This window comes from Sorangiineae bacterium MSr11367, from assembly GCA_037157805.1.
GTDB classification, from domain to species: domain Bacteria; phylum Myxococcota_A; class Polyangia; order Polyangiales; family Polyangiaceae; genus Pendulispora; species Pendulispora rubella.
Window position 1 is genome coordinate 10,353,817 of the sequence record CP089983.1, and the last position, 17,235, is coordinate 10,371,051.

The window sequence follows — 17,235 nt, forward strand, 5'->3', positions numbered from 1 at the left end:
AGATAGAGGGCCATCGTGAGCAATCGATCCAAAGTAGTCATCGTGGACCCGTATTCTTCGGGATACGGATTGGCACCTGCATTTCGTGCGAAGAACGTGGACGCGGTCGCCGTGCGCACGGCCTTCGAGATCCCCGAGAGTGCGCTCGACAGCTGGAATCCTTCGCACTTCGAGAGCATCCTCGACGGCACGATGCCCGAGGCCGATCTCGCGGCGCGCGTGGCCGAGTTTTCGCCGTTGTGCATCCTGCCGGGCAACGAGTCGGGCGTGGAGCTCGCCGAGGCGCTCACCGCGCGGCTGATGCCGCACGTCGGCAACGTGCCGGAGCTGGCCGCGGCGCGCCGCGACAAGTGGCAGACCGCGCTGGCGTTGCACCGCAACGGAATTCCGGTGCTGCACCAAGTCGGCACGGCGAAGCCGGAGGCGGTGGAGGCATGGATTGCCGAATTTGGCCTGGAGGGGCAGCCTTTGGTGCTCAAGCCACCGAAGAGTGCAGGCACCGACAACGTGCACATCGTGCGGGCGGGCCAGGATTGGCGTCCGGTGTTCGCGCAGATCCTCGGCGTGATCAACAAGATGGGGCTGCACAACGAAGCTGTGCTCGTGCAGGAGTTCGGCGAGGGAACGGAGTACGCGGTCGATACGTACACGGCGGGCGGAGCGCACGGGCTGGTGTCGGTCTGTCGGTACCGCAAGCGGGCCATCGACGACCGGCTCGGGATTTACGAAGCGGTGGACTTTTTGCCGCCCGACGCCCCGCGCGTGGAGGCGCTCTACGACTACGTGCGCGCGGCGCTCGATGCCGTGGGCATGCGCAACGGCGCCGCCCACGTGGAGGTGATGGACACGCCCCGAGGCCCCCGTTTGATCGAGGTGAACGCGCGCCTCTCGGGCGGGCACCAGCAGCGCCTGACCCGATTGGCCACGGGCGATTCGCAGATCGATCGCTGCGTGCGCCATATGGTCGGCGAGCCCCTCGGCGGCGACGGCTACCGGCTGAACAAGCACGTCACGGTGGCCTATCTGTCGGCCGCCCGCACCGGCACGTGGCGCAACGCCGAAGAGATGAAGGCATTGAGCCAGCGACCGACGTTCCAGGACATTCACCTGGTGTACGGCACGGGCGATCACGTCCCGCGCACGGTCGACGTGTTCACCTCGATCGGCCAAGTGGTGCTGGCCAGCGAAGACGCCGCCGCCGTGGCGGAGGATTACGCAGCCGTTCGCGCGTGCGAAGCGCGGATGGATATCGTCTAACGGGGCGTGCGGCCGTCGATCCAGGCGGTGAACAGGCTGGTGGAAACCGGGTCCAGGCGAAGATCGGGGGGCATCCGGCCCTGGCGAACGGCGCGGCGCACGGCGGCGGCTTGGCCGGAGAGGCGCTCGTACGACGAGAGATCGCGCGCGACGCCGCGGCCAACGCCGGCCGTGTGGCAGGAGCCGCACTTGGCGTCGTAGAGCGGGGCGATGTCGGCGTCGTACGTGGGGATGCGCCCGATCGGCGAACGGTAGTCGAAGCGCAAGGTGCGCGTGCGTTCGCGGCCGTCGCCGAAGCGCGCGCGCACGTCGATGCGGTGCGTGCCGAAGCCGATGGACGCGAGGTCGGCAGGGCGAACGCCGTCGGTTCCCCACCCCCACGGCGGCGCGGTGCGGGAGGCGACGTCCTTCCCGTCGAGGGCGAACGAGACCCGCTCGAGGGCGTCGCGCTCGGCGGGGGAAGCCTCGAGCTCGAGCTTCGTGTCGAAAACGGCGGCGCCGTTGGCGAGCCCGGAGAGAAACAGCGCGCCGTCGGCCTGGATGCGCCACACGCCGCCCGCGCCATCGAGAACGAGCGCAAAGGTCCCCGTTCCACCGTCCACCGCGAGGCGCGCGCCTTGGCCGAGGACGACGTCCTTGGCCAGCGATTCCCAAGTCTCGCCGTCGGTGCGAAGGATCTGGCCATTCCAGCCGACCCACGCCCAGCCACCGCCACCGCCGAGTGGTCCGGGGATGCCGGCATCGCGGTACGTGCGGATGGTCCCCTCGGAGACGAGGGTCAAACCGCGGTCGCTCGCCATGGCGCCGCGCCCCTCGTCGATGCGCGCGATCGATTGCACGGCACCGACAGAGGCTCCCGGCGCCGGGTCCATCCATGTGACCTTGGGTGCGTCGGCGCCACCCTCGAGATGAACGCGCACCACGCTCGTGCCGATGCGGATCCACGCATCGCGCGCGCCTTTTGCGTCCTTCGCGCCGCGGAACGTGAGCGGGACGACCTGCGCGATGCTACGGAGTCCCTCGGGCGCGACACCGAGCTCGTTCCCAGGCGGCGCCTCGAGCGCGAACCATCGCCCGCCGTATTCGGCGCGCAGTCCGCCCGACGTGGTCCACTCCGCGCGCGGCAGCGCCGGGGCGCCGTCGATGGGCTGCACCTCCCCGCGCACGTCCACACGAAGGAAATGGCCGTCTGCCAGCTCGATGATACCCTCTCCCCCCTCCTGGGCCACGACGCCCACGGCCCGGGCTCCCGCCGGAAGGGGCACCCGCTGCAGCACCCGCGGGGCGCGATCCACCGCGCTCACGGAGCGATCTTGAATCGCGGCGGTTGCGCAGCCCGCCAGCAGCGGCAGCGCGACAAGCAGGGCGCGCCTCATTTGGACGCCTCCAGGTTCCAGCGGTAGGCGGCGCCGAGGTTTGCGCCCTTACCACCGCGCGTCGACCCCGATGCCCCGACGACCAGCGCCGACGGCGAAAGCGCCACGGACACGCCGAAGACGCTCGTCTCCGTGAGATCCCCCACGGCCATCACGTAGGGGTCCACCGACGTCTTGTTGCCCCCGAGGTACACGCGAACCGCCCCGGCGAACTCGCCCTGGTCGGAGTCGTCGGGCACACCCATCGCGAGATCGGCGACGCCATCGCGGTTCGCGTCGCCCAGTGCCACGGAGGCAATGCCACCACGCGCCGTGGGGCCCGCGAAGAGGACACGGCGCACGGGCGCACCGAGCGGGCGCATGGCCACGACGTTCCAGTCGCCATCGGAAAAGAGTGCTCCATGCCGGCCCCGCGGGCATCGATGGTTTGGGCAGAGGCTTGCGAGGTACGCGCCCGAGAGGATCTCCACCGCCGGCCCGCGCATCTCGCCGAGCGTCAGATCCCCGTCCCGAAAGACCACGTCGGGCACGCCGTCGCCGGTGAAGTCGCCCGAGCCCCGCGCCAGCACGCGCCCCATGGTCGTCGGCTGTCGCAGATCCTGCAGATCGTTGGCGCGGGTCTTCGGATCCCCCACGACGTCGTCGGCCAGCGTATGATCGTCAGCCACGAGCCGCAGGACGAACGGCCGATCGTGCCCTCGGCATCGCTTACCCTCGGCATCGTAGCCAAAGGCCACGACCACGCCCGCGTGCTCGGGAAAGCCACCGGTCGACGACAGCGAAATGGCCACCTCGTCGCATCCGTCCTTGTCGAGATCTCCGACGCGCGCCACCGCGCTGCCGTACGACGTCGGGGCGCCTTCCCCCATCGACGGGATGACCAGTGCGCCGTTCTTGCCCATCTCGCCGACGTTGCAGGCTACCCGCACATCGTTGCCCGCATCGTGTTTTCGCCCGAGGATCACTTCGGCGCCGCTTCCATCGAACGCGTTCGGCCGCCCCACGACGAGGTCATCCAGTTTGTCGCCATTCACGTCGGCGACGGCGAGGGAAAATCCGAAACGCCCGCGTGCGTAAGGCGGCCAACCCTTCATGTTGCGCGGCGATTCTCTGGGGGCCACGAGGCGGAAGCGCTCCACCATTTTGCCGGCGGCCACCGAATAGATGCGCACCGAACCGCGGTGTGCGGTTTGAACCGGCTTCCCCGCGGCGTCGAGCACGGAGCACCCGTCGGGGTCCGCGAAGCCTTTCGGCGTGGGGCCACCCCAGTTGTCATCGGCATCGCCCACCGCGAGATCGAGTTGACCATCCCCGTCGAAGTCCAGCACCGCCATGGCGCCCCGCCCGAATTGCGCATCCTGCCGCTCGCCGGTCACGCGCTGCAGCGATCGCGCGGCATCCGCACCGAACAGATCGACGGCGCCCGCGCGAAGGCGCGAGGGCACGTTCGCGCCGGGTGCGCCCACCAGCGTGATGCTCTTGCCATCGAGCACCCCGAGCTCGACGGCCTGCCCCGCGCGATCGCCGGCGCCGAACGTGGGAAGCACGATGGCTTCCTTGCCGGGCCAGCGGCCCTTGAATGGCGCGGGTTCGGCGGCAACGACGTCGATGGCACCGGCAAAATTCCCCTGCGCCGTGTTCCTCCACGGCGACCACACAGCGAGCGCCCCCGCCCCCACCGCCGCGATGCGAAGGCCGGTGAACTCGTTCGGACGGCCCGCGCCATCGGCGAGCGGGGTCAGTGCACCGCGGCGATCGAGCAAGCCCGACGCGGAGAAGACCAAGACGCCCCCACGGTTTTCCGGCGCCGACACCACGTATTCGAATCCCGCCGCAGGGTCGACGTCTCCCAGTGCCGCACTTCGCGCAATCCCGCGCGCAGCCTGGCGGTCGTCCACGTAGAACGCACGCGCCGCCGCTGTCGTGACCACGTGCGCGCGTCGATCGTGCCCGCGCGGCCCGAGAGAGCCCGGCGCGAAGGAGAAAAAACCGAGACCGGGTGCACGCACCACCAGCACCTCGGACCCGCGAGGCTCCGCCCGAACGACGTCGAGCCCCGACCCGAAGGCTGCATTGTCACGCCGCTGGGGCCCATCGAGCTCCAGGGCCCACGCCGGATCGGTCTCGAAGCGTGCGCCACCCAATCCGCGAAAGACGAGCACCTGGCCGTGCGCCTTGCCGGGCTGCGGGAAGGACACCTGCGGCAGCCCCACGACGAGATCGGCCGTCTTGTCGCCATCCATGTCGATGAGGGCGAGCGCGCGCCCGGCCCCGGTGGGTCCGTTGCCGCACGCGGGCACGGCATCGGAGTCGCTTTGCACGGGGCGCATGTCCAGGGTTTGCTCGGGCACGCTCTCGAACACGGCCCGCGGTGTCTTTCGATTGCGAAAAATCGAGACGCGGCCGCCCTCGCAGCCCGGCTCGAAGGAGCTACGACCGGTGGGCGCGGAGACGGCGAGATCCGGCGCGCCGTCTCCATCGAGATCGCCGAGCGCAAGCGCCGCGCCGAAATGGTGGTTCATCCCCTCGCCGGCCATGACGCGATCGGGCTCCGGCGCGACGCCATGGCTCGAGCCGAGGTAGACGGCCACCGCCCCGCGATCCGCGTCACCGAGGTCCGCGTCGGGAATGCCCGCCACGATGTCGTCGATGCCATCGCCGTTGAGATCCCGCACCGCGAGGACGGCGCCGAGATGGTCGGCGGGGCGCTCGCCTTCGATGACCGCGGGGACGGCCTCCACCGCGCCCGGCGCACCGCTTCCCGCGTACACCAGGATGCCGCCCGCCTCCATGGCCACCTTGCTTCGCTCGGAGTGGCCCACCACGATGTCGGGCTTGCCGTCACCGTTGACATCACCGGACGCGAGATCGCCCAGACCGGACTGCATTCCGCGCGGGAGCGACGGCGCGCCGAGCGTCTCGGCCACGAGGACGCGCACCTTGGCCGTCTCCTTCGTGAAGCGATCGCGCACCGTGACATCGGCCATGCCGGGCGCTGCGCCAGCCTCGAACCACGCGTCGCCCGATTCCAGGGTCACGCGCCCTCCGGCGCCGCCGACCGACACGGGCTCCACGCGCGCGGAGCCGCCGCGGAAATCGAGCCGAACACGCCCGCGCGCCGGCACGGCATAGAGCTCCGCGCGCGGGCGCAGTGGAACGGGTTTGCCCACCGTCACCGTGAGCAGCGCTTCATGGCCGCTTCCGACGTCCCGCGCGGCAATGCGGTAGGTGCCCTCCTCGTCGCCCGCGACGAACGACGCCGCATCGTCCTTCGCATCGATCTTCCCGAGCGCGCCCTCGCGCCCCCCGGGCCGCTCGAGTACGGTGTACGAGACGCGACCGAGTGCCCCGCTCGGCGCAAGCGAAAGCCGCGTGCCGCGGGCCACGACGATGGACGCGGGCTCGACGGCGAAGGGCCCGATCACCTCCACACGGGTGCGAGCCTCCGCGCGGCAGCGACCATCGCGCGCAATCGCCTCGAACGAGGCCGCGCGCTTGCCTGCACGCAGGCCGCCACCCGGCTCGATGCTCGCGCCGCCGGTCTCCCCGGCGAGGCCGAACGTCGCCACACCCGAGCCACCCACGGCATGAAGCGCCACCGCCGAACCGGTGGCCATGCGAACCTGTGCACTCTGCATCTGAAACGGTGCGCACGAGAATCCATCCACCGACACCGGCTCGAGCGCCACGGGATGCTCATCACCGGCCCCACACGCCGCCGCGCCGAACACCACGAGAAGGGACGCCCACCAGGATCGCGTCATCCGGCAACCAACACCCGCAGCGGCTCCTCGCGAATGAGCGCACCGCCCGGATCGAGCCCCGCGCTCGCCAACAGCGTCGCCGCGACGTGCTCCGGCTTGATGTTCTCGCCGCCTTGACTCGTCGTCCGCCGCGTCTTGAAGTCGTAGCGCCCCGGCCCCATGCCGACGTCGCCCGAGGCGCCGACGACCTGATTGCCCACGATGCCCGCCCCCGCGAGAAGGCACGAGCTCGTGAGGTGGTGATCGCGCCCGCCGAAGGTATTGAACATCGGCGTGCGCGCGAACTCGCTGAAGGCGAGCAACGTCGTGTGATCGAGCCACGAGTCACCGCCCAAGCGCTGAAGCTCCGGCGGCGCCGGCGATTTGGCCAAGTCGTCGATCAGCGCCGCAAATGCCGCAATGCCCGGATGAAGCGCGTCCGCATGCCCGCCGTTGCCGAGGAAATGCGTATCGGTCCCGCCACCGATGGCCACCGAAACGCACTGGGCCACTTGCTCTTTGATGGCCTGCGCTGCAAACGCCGCACGCGCGGCCGACGATGCCGCCTCGCCTCGGTTCAAACCGTATTGCTGGCGCACCGCCGCACTCAGATCATCCTTGCCCGTGGGAAAACGAAACTTGTTCGCGAGCTTCGAACTCAAGGTAGCGCGCGCCGCGCCATCCGTCCCGCGCATGCGCGTGAGCAGTCCGCGGCGGTCGTACACGTTCACCGCGCACGGCGCCCCTTGCTTCGCATAATCGGTGAGCGCCTCCTCCACCGCATCGCGCTCGAGCAGGTCTTTCCCGCGCTCGAGCACCATGAGCAAATCGTCGATGCTGTCGACCCGCATCGCGGAATACTGGCCCGGGCGATGCTCGTTGTACGACTCCACGCGCAGCGAGAGCGCCGGAAGCGGCAGGGGCGATTGCATCTGCGCAGCGGCCTCCGTCGCCAGGCTGGTCCCCCGCGCCGTGTTCCCCGCGGGAAACTTCGCGGTGAGAAAGTAGCGATACCCGACTTCGTGCCCCAACGTTCCCATGTTGATGCCGCGCACGATGGCCAGGCGCTGATAATGCTTCGTCAGCTTCGGCAACGTCGAATTGGCCTTTTCCACCGCCGGCCCGAACGTGAGATTCCCGGCCGTCACCACCTTGGACGAAAACCCATTGTGGCCATCGAGCGACGCATACCGCGTCTCGGTCAGCGTGTTCGCGCGGTTCTCGTCGTCGAACTTTTTGCCATTGGCCGTGGGATCGCGCGGATCCAAAAAGAGCAATTGATCCCAGCCACCGGGGAAGTAACAAAAGACGAACCGGCGCGTGGACGACACCTGCGCCGCGGCCTGGGCCAGCGCGGGGAAGCCCAAACGCGACGCGAAACCTGCCGCCGTCAACGTCATCACACTGCGTAGGAGATCGCGCCGCGTGAAGTGCATCGGTTTCCGGGTTTCGTCCTTTCTCATGGGGGCCTCAATAGGTGAGAAACTGGGGGTCGGTGGCCATGGCAATGCAGACGGCGCGCCAGCCTTCGACGGGTGTGCCTGGCGCGGCGGTGGCCTTCTCGAAAAGGGTCACGAGCGGTGCGAGCTGGGCATCGTTCGGGGCGAGGGTGCGGCCCCAGAAGCGCAATACCAAATACGAGAGATTCCTCCTTATCGCATCGGAATTGGATACCAGCGTATCCTTCGCTGTCGCATACCGCAGGATCCGCCGCTCCTTCTCGGCCGCGGTGGTGTCGGCCTTGACCGACATGCGGCACGACGAACGCGCCGCATCCCCCGCCAGCTTGGAGAAGGTCACCGCCGGCTCGATGGCCTCGCTCGTGCTGGTCACGTAGTCGGGCCGGCCGAGCGTGGCCGCGAGCGCCTCCAGCATGTCGGCATCCGGGAGGTACGTCACGCCGGCGAGCGAATCGGGATCGTTCACCACCCGAGAGGCCATCCAGGTGTAGCCGGTGGCCGCGAGCAGCGACGCGCGGAGTTGCTCGACGGAGAGTCGGTGCGGAGCCCGCCCCACGCGCCCATCGTTCGACGCCGGCTCGGCCAGCGGGATCTCGGGATGACCTTCGGGCAGCGCCCCCGCCGTCTCCACGGGCACCGCGCGTCCCTGCACGGTGCGCGGTTCGGGCAGCGGTGCCGTGCTTTCGCACGTCGCGAGGACGAGCGGCAAGACGCATGCGAGCACACGGGTCAATCGACCCTCCGATACGCGGGCGATGTGACGATGGCCTTGATCAAATCGCGGTAGCTGTGATGGCTCCGCTCGAAGCGGCGCGCGAGCTCCGGCAGCACGGCCTGCATCTCGTCGTCGCTCATGGATCGCCCGAGAAGCTTGCCCCAGGCCGTTCGAATGGTGCAGCTCTCGAGCTCCCCGGAGGCAATGGCGCTCGCGACGAGCCCGCCCGGCCCTTCGTCGATGCGCGCCTCTTCGTCCTTGGTGCGATAGAGGTACCCGCGCAACGTGCCCGCATAGCGTGCGCCGTCCGCATTCACCGTGTCGACCACATACTGCGTGCGGCACCGCTCGGTGCACCCCTTCTTGTTCACCGCGCATTGCTCGCACGATGGATCGCGCGCCGGATACTCCGCCGGCCCGAGGTATTGCGCACTGCGCTCGGCCCAACGCCCGAACCACGCCGTCATCGGTTCGAGGGCGGCGTGGCAATTCTTGCAGCCGCATCGCTGCGCCAGATTCGGCTCGCGGGTGCATGCATCGTCGGGCGAGGGCAGCGCCGCACTTCCGGGCGTGAACGGGCGACACATGAATGCCGTCCGAAATTGCGAAACACGCGAGCGCCAGGTGGGAAAGCGCCCCAGGTACGCCGGCGTCGTGAGCACGCCCGCATGCTGCGCATCGCGCAGGTATTCGCGAAAGCCCGCATCGTCGTACGAGATGTCCGGAAGCGCCTCCGCCGATGCTGGCGCACTCAACGCGAGCCCTTGCAGCGACCCGAGCTGGTTCTTGTACAGCATCGCGAGCGGCCCATTCATGAACGAGCGGCGCGTGCGAAAGATGTCGAAGTAGTCTTCGTCCCGCGCGACCACCGACTCCACGATGCGAAGCGGCTCCTCGTTCAGCGCCGTGCGGACCACGTATTCGGCGCGCGAGCTGGCAACCCCTGCCGAGAGGATGCTCGGCATGCAATACATGCCCTGCGGTCCGCAGCCGCAGGAAGCGTCACGCAGCGCATTGCCCGCGCAGGAGGCACCGGTGATCGTGCTGTTCGTGCGCTCCTGCGCGTCGTAGGCGCACGTGCGAACCTCCGTGGTGCCGGACCAATAATGACGCACCTTGCGCATCCCCTCGCGGCGCACCCGCACCACCATCTCCGGGTCGTTGGACCCGACGTGGTTGTCGCACGAGTTCACCACGCGGTGCGGGAACGCATCCGGGCAATGCATATCGGGCGGGTCGAGCTCGTGCGGTTTGGCGTCCGCGCCCTTGGCATTCATCGGCGCGTAATACTCGCGCCTTCCTTTGTAATCGCGCGAGGCGCGCTCGGCGTCGCCTTTGCTGGAGCAATAGTTGGGGCAATGCGCCGCATCGTGGTACGGCAGCGGAACGCCGTCCGCGTCGTAATAGGGATATTTGCGTCTCTTCTTGTCGGTCCCCACCACGCTGTACGTCGGCTGCGCGGGCGCCACCGAGCGGCCGCCTTCCATGCGCGCCGCCGCCGGCTTGGGGTACTCGATCCGCGGATCGCACAGCGTGGCGCCAACCTCGCCGCCACGCAGGAGCTGGTTCACGTACCCGTCAGGGTGGTACACGAAGCCGCGCGCGGCGGGCCGCTTTCCGCTCCTGCCCTTGGGCGCGGGGCCGTCTTCGACCATCGCCGGATCGGGCGAGAAGGTGCCACCCTTTTGGCGCCCCGTCGCATCGTCGTAGTCGATGGCAACGAGCGGCGCGCCGCGAACGTGGAAGCCATCGAGGTTCGGCCAGAGCAGGGCCATGTGCCACGTGCGCACGCGACCGAGGAACTCGTCCGAGTGCACCATCGCGTCGATCGTCTCGGGCGTCACGTCTTGCGACGTGCGCACCTGCTCCAGCTCCTCGACCGACGGCGGTCGTCCGCGCAAATCGAGCGAGAGCTGGCGCAGGTAGCGCGTGGCATCCGCGGCACATGCAGGACACGCCTCGTCGCCCCTTTCGCCATGCGCTTCGGTGCGCGGCGCGCTGGCCTTCGTCGGCGAGGTCGACGAGCCCGCGCCCCCGCATGCGGACGCGCACACACCCACCAGAGGCGTGATCACGATGAGGAAAAAACCCAGCGCGCCGCGGCGGCCGCGCACCGCCAGGAAGCGAGAGAGAACGCGTAGATACGCGGCATATGCGGGGCCGAACGAACTCATGGGGCAAAGGAGGAACCGGAAGTGCCAGGTCCATCGGTGATTGTCGCACCGCGATGATTCAGACTTCAGTTACAAAAAGGAAAGACCTTTTCAGGAGTTGCGTACGGCGGAGCTGACTGGCGATCTCGACGTCTTCGACGTACGCTTCAACAGGTCCATGCCGAGCGCTTCCTTCGCGCGTGCCGTCCTTTCCCTCTCTGCGTGCTCGCTCGCGGTGCTCTTCCCCGCGTGCGGGCTCGATGAGGGTGGCGTCACCCCGCCCCCTGGCACGGCCCAAGATGCGGGCCCCGACGTCGGCGCGGGCCCACGCCCCGACGCGGGCCCGCCGCCGGCCGGCACGCACTTCGTCGGAGGAACGGTGGTCGGCCTTCAAGGCCGCGGCCTCACCTTGCAGAACAACGGCGGCGACGACGTGCTCGTCTCTGGCGATGGCACCTTCACCTTCCCCGCCGCCGTGCGCATCGGCGCGACGTACAACGTCCGCGTCAAGCCTGGCGGACTTCCCACCTCACCGCATCAATCGTGCACCGTCGCCTCGGCAACCGGCACCGTCGGCGACGTCGACGTGCAAACCGTGCAGGTTACATGCGCCCTCTTTCGAACCTGCAAAGAACTGAAGGCCTCGTTTCCCGTAGCCGCCACTGTCTTGTACGTGCTCAAGCCCGGCGACGAGAAAACGGTCACCCGCTGCGAGATGGAATTCGACGGCGGCGGCTGGTCGCTCATCGAGGCCACGAGCAACCAGCGCGGCCCGTCCGATCTCGCCGAGGCCAACGCCGAACTCCCCATCGACGTCGAGTCGAATTGCTACATGAAGACCGCGACCATGAAGGCCCTCGCCGGCCTCTCCACCCAGATTCACATTCGGCAGAACGCCGACCCAAACGACTCGCTCAGCAGCAACGCGGAGAGCACCGTCCTGTTGGACAATCTCCGCGCAGGCAACATTCTCAACTACGACCTTCACAAATTGTCCAAGGACCAACAGGTCGCGCTATGGACGGGGTCGAGGGCCAACGTAGACGGCGTAAGTTTTTCCGGCAACGTGAACGACAGGCGCTACCCGGACATCTATTGGTCGCGCAACAACGCCAAGGGACTGCACTTCTTCGGCGTCCTCTCCACGTTCAAGTGGGACGGCGACACGAATCGCGCCAACAACCAGCCGATGGAAATCTATCTCCGGTAGCTCCGGTCGCCTGGCGAATTCGAAAGCAAGGAACGGATTGGGCACGGGGCCGCGCGACCCTACACATGCAACGGCATGACCGCTTCCGCGCAATCCCGCCCTGCTTCCATCGAGTCCGTGAAGCCTCGCATCGACCGGCGCGCCTTCGCCGCCGTGCTGGTCACATTGTTCTGCTGGGCGTCCTCGTTCGTGGCCATCCGCGCAGCCGCACGTGACTTTTCGCCTGGGGCGCTGGCGCTCGGCCGTCTGCTGATCGGCTCCATCTCGCTCGGCCTCATCTGCCTGGTGCGGCGCGAAGGCTGGCCCGCGCGCAAAGCGTGGCGCGGCATCGTCGTTTCCGGTGTCCTCTGGTTCGGCCTCTACATGGTGGTCCTCAACTGGGGTGAGCAGGAGGTGGACGCCGGCACGGCCGCGATGATCATCAACATCGGTCCCATCTTGATTGCGCTCCTCAGCGGCTGGCTTCTGAAGGAGGGCTTCCCTCGGCGGCTCCTCGCCGGAATGGCCGTGTCATTCGGTGGGGCCGTCGTCGTCGGCATTTCCATGTCCGAGGGCGGCCATGCCTCGGTTCTTGGGGTCGCCCTGTGCGTGCTCGGCGCCGTCGCCTATTCCGCCGCCGTCATTTGGCAGAAACCCGCCCTGCAACATGCCTCGGCGCTGCAAGTCACCGCGTTTGGCTGTTTCGTAGGCACCATCACCTGCCTACCCTTCGCGGGGCAACTCGCCGCACAAATCGCCAAAGCACCGCCCCTCGCCACCGCCGGTATCGTCTACCTCGGCATCTTCCCCACGGCGGTGGCTTTCACCACTTGGGCCTATGCCCTCGCGCGCACCACCGCCGGCAAGATGGGCGCCACGACCTACGTCGTCCCGGCCATGGTCATCGTGATGTCGTGGCTCGCCCTCGGCGAAGTTCCCAAGCCCCTCGCGTTTGCCGGCGGACTGTCATGCCTTTTGGGGGTGGCCATCTCGCGAGGCCGCCAAAAGGTACGACCGCAGACGTAGCCCCGGCACCTCGATCGCATGGTACGTCGCCCACCACCCCGTGCCATGGGGCTGGATTGGGAGGGCAACCTCGATTCCGTCACACGTCGATGTCTTTCTCCGCGCCGCCCCTCGACACGCCCCACCACGCGCTACTGCAGCGGCCGCTAACGCTTTGCGTTACATTTCGAAGGCGCGCTCTGGACACGGATGGGCCGAGCTCCTAAACGATGCCGCACCGTGCCCCCATTGCTTCCCGAGTTGGTCGGTTATTTCGCAGCGTTCCTCACGACAGCGTCCTTCCTTCCGCAGGCTTTGATGATCTGGCGCACCCGGCGCACCGAGGGCATCTCGGTGGGCATGTACGCGATCTTCAGCACGGGGGTGTTCCTCTGGCTGGCGTACGGACTCTTGGCCCGGGCGTGGCCCGTCGTCGCGGCCAACGCGGTGACGTTGGCCCTGGACCTGTGGATCCTCGGCATGAAGCTGCGTTTCGATGGCCGGCGTTCGCGCGTGACCGCCCACGTCGTGACGCCAACTGCGGCCGCTACGGCATTGGAGCCGTAAGGCCTCCCATCGGCCGCTTCGTGTGAAAGCGGTCGAGGAGGCGCAGTTGGATGGCTTCCGAAACGTGTTCGCGCGAGACCGCCGTTTTCCCCTCCAGATCGGCAACGGTGCGCGCCACGCGCAGCACCTTGCCGTAGGCGCGCGCCGAAAGACCGTACCGCGCCGCGGCACTCGTCAGAAGCGCTAGGCCTTCCGCCGACGCCGTCACGCGCGCCGCCTCCGAGGGGCGGAGTGTGGCGTTGGTGGGCGCGCTCGTCTCCCCGCGCGCCATGCGGTCGAGCTGGATCTCCCGTGCAGCGGCCACGCGCACGGCGACGGTGGCCGACGACTCGCCGGGACGCGATGGCGCGAGCGCGCTCACGTGCACCGGTGGCAGGGCCACTTGCACGTCGATCCGATCGAGAAGCGGACCGCTGATGCGGCCCCGATAGGCCCGAATGCGATCGACCGTGCACGTGCACCGGTCGGTACCGTCGGCGTGGTAACCGCACGCGCACGGATTCATTGCGGCAACGAGCAGTGGACGCGCTGGAAAGGTGGCCGTGCCGTACGCGCGCGAAATGGTGACCACGCCGTCCTCCAGCGGCTGCCGAAGTGCTTCCAGCGCGGCGCGGCGAAACTCGGGAAGCTCGTCGAGGAACAGCACGCCCCGGTGGGCGATGCTCACCTCCCCCGGCCGCGGATCGCCCCCACCGACCAGCCCCGCCTCGCTGATGGAATGATGGGGCGCACGGAACGGTGGCGTGAACGACAGCGGACACTCCGGTGGGAGCAACCCGCCCACGCTGTGGATGGCCATCACCTCCAACGCCTCGTCGACGGACAGCGGCGGAAGAACCGTGGGCAGGCGCCGCGCGAGCATCGTCTTTCCGGCGCCAGGGCTACCGACCATGAGCAGGTTGTGCGCCCCGGCGGCCGCAATCTCCAAGGCCCGGCGCGCGTAACTCTGACCGCGAACCTCGCTCAAATCGTCGAGCGGGGGTGCGCGTTCCTCCTTGTTCCACCCGGGTTTGGCCGGCGCAATGGCTTGCTCGCCCCGCAAGCCGGCCACGAGATCCTGGATCGCCCCGACCACGCGCACATCGATCCCGGAGACCAGGCCGGCCTCCGCCTCGTTGAATACCGGAACGATCGCCTTTTTCAGGCCGCGCTGGCGCGCGCCGAGCAAGAGAGGAAGCGCCCCGCGAACGGACTGCACACTTCCCGCGAGCGACAGCTCCCCGACCAGGAGCGTCTCCGCAAATGACGCCACGGGCACGATCTCCAATGCCGCCAACGTGGCGAGGGCGATGGCCAAGTCGAAGGCGCTCCCCGTCTTTTTCACGTCGGCGGGCGCGAGGTTCACGATGATGCGGTACTCGGAAAGATCGACCCCGATTTGGGCGAGCGCCGCTTTGACGCGCACCCGGCTTTCCCGCACGGAAGCCTCCGCGAGCCCCACCAATTCGAACGAGGGAACGCCACGCGCGACCTCGACCTCCACACGAACGAGTTGCGCTTGCAGACCAATCAACGTGGCACTCAGGGCGGTGACGAGCATGCCCATCGCCATCGCGAACGCCGTGCCACGGCCAGCCTGCCGACTTTGCCGGAGAATCCAACATCGCGCCCTGTCCGGGACAGATTCAGCCCTGTCCCGGACAGGCGGCGCGCGGGTCTTACTCCACGCTGGCTTGGTTGGCCTGGCCGGCGATGGACTCGCTGGCCTTGGCGCCCACCGCCTTGGCGCCGGCAACGATCATGTCGACCACGGACTCGAGGAATGGGTCGTCGACCTTTTGCCCGACGGTCACGATGCGGAGGAACATCGCGGCAAAGCACAACTCGCCCACGAGTTGGGTGTCCGTGGTCACGGGTAGCTCGCCACGGAGGATGGCGCGGTCGAAGATCACCTGCCGGTTGCCCGCCATCTCGTTCTTGAGACGCGTGAGCACCGGCTCGAACGCAGGCTGGCCGCGCTCGATCTGGATGGCGCGAAAGATCGCGAGGCCCTTGGGCGTGGAGGCCATCTCCACGATATTGCGCAGCAATCCAAGGAGATCCTCGCGCAGCGAGCCAGTGTTGGGTGGCTGCTTGTATGGGCTGATGTGGCGAAGGGCCGCCACCACCAGATCGTCCTTTGTCGGCCAGCGTCGGTAAATAGTTGTCTTATTCACGCCGGAACGCGTGGCGATTTCGTCGACACGCATGCCGGCGTAGCCATTTCGCCCGAATTCCTCGGCCGCATTCTGCAATACGAGCTCGACGATTTCGGCGCTTCGGCCCTGCACGCGGATCCCTTCGGTTCTACGCGTGCTACGGCCGGCATTTCGAAGCCGAGGTCTCGGTTCCTCGGTGGGTCGGTTTTCTTCGGTCATGAGCTTTTCTGCCCCCTTGCCGGATGGCGATCCGGTCAGGAACCTTTCTACCTCAAAAACATGGCAACCATGAGTTGCCAAATCAAGGTGGGAGCATCAATATGGCAACACCCGGTTGCCGGGTATGAGGGCACACGCAAATGTCTCAATCAGCCAGCATCGATAGCAACGTCACCAGCTCCACTCTTACGGACGCCCCAGCCGCAGAAGTCGCCGAAGCTCCGGCACAGGCCGCTCAACCGCAGCGCCGCCGCCGCATGATGATGGGCGTCGCGGCCATCGCCATCGCCACGGGGGGCGCGTGGTACCTCGCGCACCGCGGACTCGAGACGACGGACAACGCGCAGATCGACACGAACATCGTCGCCGTTCCGGCGCGCACCGCCGGTACGGTCACCAAGATTCTCTTCACGGAAAACCAGCAAGTGCACGCGGGCGATGCCCTCGCCGAGTTGGACGATGCACCGGCCAAAGCGCGCCTCGCGCAGGCCGAGGCCAGCGTCGCCGCCGCCATCGCTTCGGCGGATGCGGCCGATGCCGACGCCCAGGTTGCCGAAACCAACGCCGTCGGCAACAAGTCGTTTGCCGATGCGAGCTTGCAAACCGCCGTTGCCGGCGTGGCCACCACGCAGGATCAAATCAAGGAGCGTGAAGCCCTGGTCCAATCCGCCGAGGCCAACCTGGCGCAGGCAAAGATCGATCGCGATCGGGCCAAGTCGCTCTTCGACAGCGGCGCCATCGCGAAGGCCAATTTCGATCAGGCCGATACGACCTACAACTTGGCCGCGGCGAACCTCGATGCCGCCCGTTCGCGCCTGACGACGGAGAAGCTCTCGGTCGCGCAGAACCGCAGCAAGGTGGCCGAGGCCGACGCCAAGGCCAAGCAGGCGAACAACGTTCCGGTGCTCGTCCGCCAAGCGCGCGCCCGCGCGGCGCAAGCGCATGCACAGGTCGCGACCGCACAGGCCCAACGCGATCTTGCCGCCCTCGATCTGTCCTATACGAAGATCGTCGCCCCGCATGACGGGGTCGTCTCGAAAAAAACGATCAACGAAGGTCAAAACGTCGCCCTGGGGCAGACGATCGTGCAGCTCGTCACGCCGGAGATTTACCTGACGGGCAACTTCAAGGAGACGCAGGTCACCAACATGCGCGTAGGACAACCGGCGCATTTCTCGGTGGATGCGTTCCCGGGCCGCGAGTTCGAAGGCGAGATCGAAAGCCTCTCCGGCGCAACCGGCTCGCGCTTCACGCTGTTGCCGCCCGACAACGCGACGGGCAACTTCACCAAGATCGTTCAGCGGCTTCCCGTTCGGGTGAAGCTGCACGCGGCGCCCGACGGCATCGTCCTGCGGCCCGGCATGAGCGTCGACCTCACCGTCGACACGCGAAAGTAGAAGAACAAAGGGGTAA

12 protein-coding genes are annotated in these 17,235 nt (G+C 67.8%); 5 read left to right on the forward strand and 7 right to left on the reverse strand.

Going from position 1 to position 17,235, the window contains the following annotated elements; translation table 11 throughout:
• Window positions 1-15: 15 nt before the first annotated feature.
• A complete protein-coding gene (locus LVJ94_39885; protein ID WXB03056.1) occupies window positions 16-1,257 on the forward strand; it encodes an ATP-grasp domain-containing protein in 1,242 nt (413 codons plus the stop codon).
• On the opposite strand, the gene LVJ94_39890 is transcribed toward LVJ94_39885, so the two are convergent.
• Genes LVJ94_39890 through LVJ94_39910 form a run of 5 tightly spaced genes read right to left on the reverse strand, consistent with a single transcriptional unit; the run spans window position 1,254 to window position 10,725 of the window.
• Entirely contained in the window at window positions 1,254-2,633 is a 1,380-nt protein-coding gene (locus LVJ94_39890; GenBank protein ID WXB03057.1) for a hypothetical protein, read from the reverse strand. The genes LVJ94_39885 and LVJ94_39890 overlap by 4 nt on opposite strands.
• Window positions 2,630-6,397, reverse strand: coding sequence for an FG-GAP-like repeat-containing protein (locus LVJ94_39895; protein ID WXB03058.1), 3,768 nt, complete (start codon window positions 6,395-6,397; stop codon window positions 2,630-2,632). The genes LVJ94_39890 and LVJ94_39895 overlap by 4 nt, the downstream gene beginning before the upstream one ends.
• Window positions 6,394-7,839 carry a DUF1501 domain-containing protein gene (locus tag LVJ94_39900; protein ID WXB03059.1) on the reverse strand — a complete coding sequence of 482 codons (1,446 nt, stop codon included), beginning with the start codon at window positions 7,837-7,839 and terminating at the stop codon, window positions 6,394-6,396. The genes LVJ94_39895 and LVJ94_39900 overlap by 4 nt, the downstream gene beginning before the upstream one ends.
• A gap of 7 nt (window positions 7,840-7,846) precedes the next feature.
• Window positions 7,847-8,569, reverse strand: a complete 723-nt coding sequence (locus LVJ94_39905; GenBank protein ID WXB03060.1) for a hypothetical protein — start codon at window positions 8,567-8,569, stop codon at window positions 7,847-7,849.
• Complete coding sequence (locus LVJ94_39910; GenBank protein ID WXB03061.1) at window positions 8,566-10,725, reverse strand: hypothetical protein; 2,160 nt, start codon at window positions 10,723-10,725, stop codon at window positions 8,566-8,568. Before LVJ94_39910 ends, LVJ94_39905 begins: the two co-directional genes overlap by 4 nt.
• Window positions 10,726-10,882: 157 nt before the next feature.
• On the opposite strand from LVJ94_39910, the gene LVJ94_39915 reads away from it, so the two are divergent.
• From LVJ94_39915 to LVJ94_39925, 3 genes are all read left to right on the forward strand, one after another.
• Complete coding sequence (locus LVJ94_39915; protein WXB03062.1) at window positions 10,883-11,914, forward strand: hypothetical protein; 1,032 nt, start codon at window positions 10,883-10,885, stop codon at window positions 11,912-11,914.
• 117 nt (window positions 11,915-12,031) lie between these two features.
• Window positions 12,032-12,919, forward strand: a complete 888-nt coding sequence (locus LVJ94_39920) for a DMT family transporter (GenBank protein WXB03063.1) — start codon at window positions 12,032-12,034, stop codon at window positions 12,917-12,919.
• Between the two features lie 219 nt (window positions 12,920-13,138).
• Entirely contained in the window at window positions 13,139-13,465 is a 327-nt protein-coding gene (locus tag LVJ94_39925; protein WXB03064.1) for a SemiSWEET transporter, read from the forward strand.
• Here LVJ94_39925 and LVJ94_39930 read toward each other — a convergent pair.
• A complete protein-coding gene (locus tag LVJ94_39930) occupies window positions 13,446-15,005 on the reverse strand; it encodes a YifB family Mg chelatase-like AAA ATPase (protein WXB03065.1) in 1,560 nt (519 codons plus the stop codon). The two genes, LVJ94_39925 and LVJ94_39930, sit on opposite strands and share 20 nt — an antisense overlap.
• A gap of 118 nt (window positions 15,006-15,123) precedes the next feature.
• A complete protein-coding gene (locus tag LVJ94_39935) occupies window positions 15,124-15,735 on the reverse strand; it encodes a TetR/AcrR family transcriptional regulator (protein WXB03066.1) in 612 nt (203 codons plus the stop codon).
• Window positions 15,736-15,962: 227 nt separating this feature from the next.
• On the opposite strand from LVJ94_39935, the gene LVJ94_39940 reads away from it, so the two are divergent.
• Window positions 15,963-17,219, forward strand: a complete 1,257-nt coding sequence (locus tag LVJ94_39940) for an HlyD family secretion protein (GenBank protein WXB03067.1) — start codon at window positions 15,963-15,965, stop codon at window positions 17,217-17,219.
• Window positions 17,220-17,235: the final 16 nt, after the last annotated feature.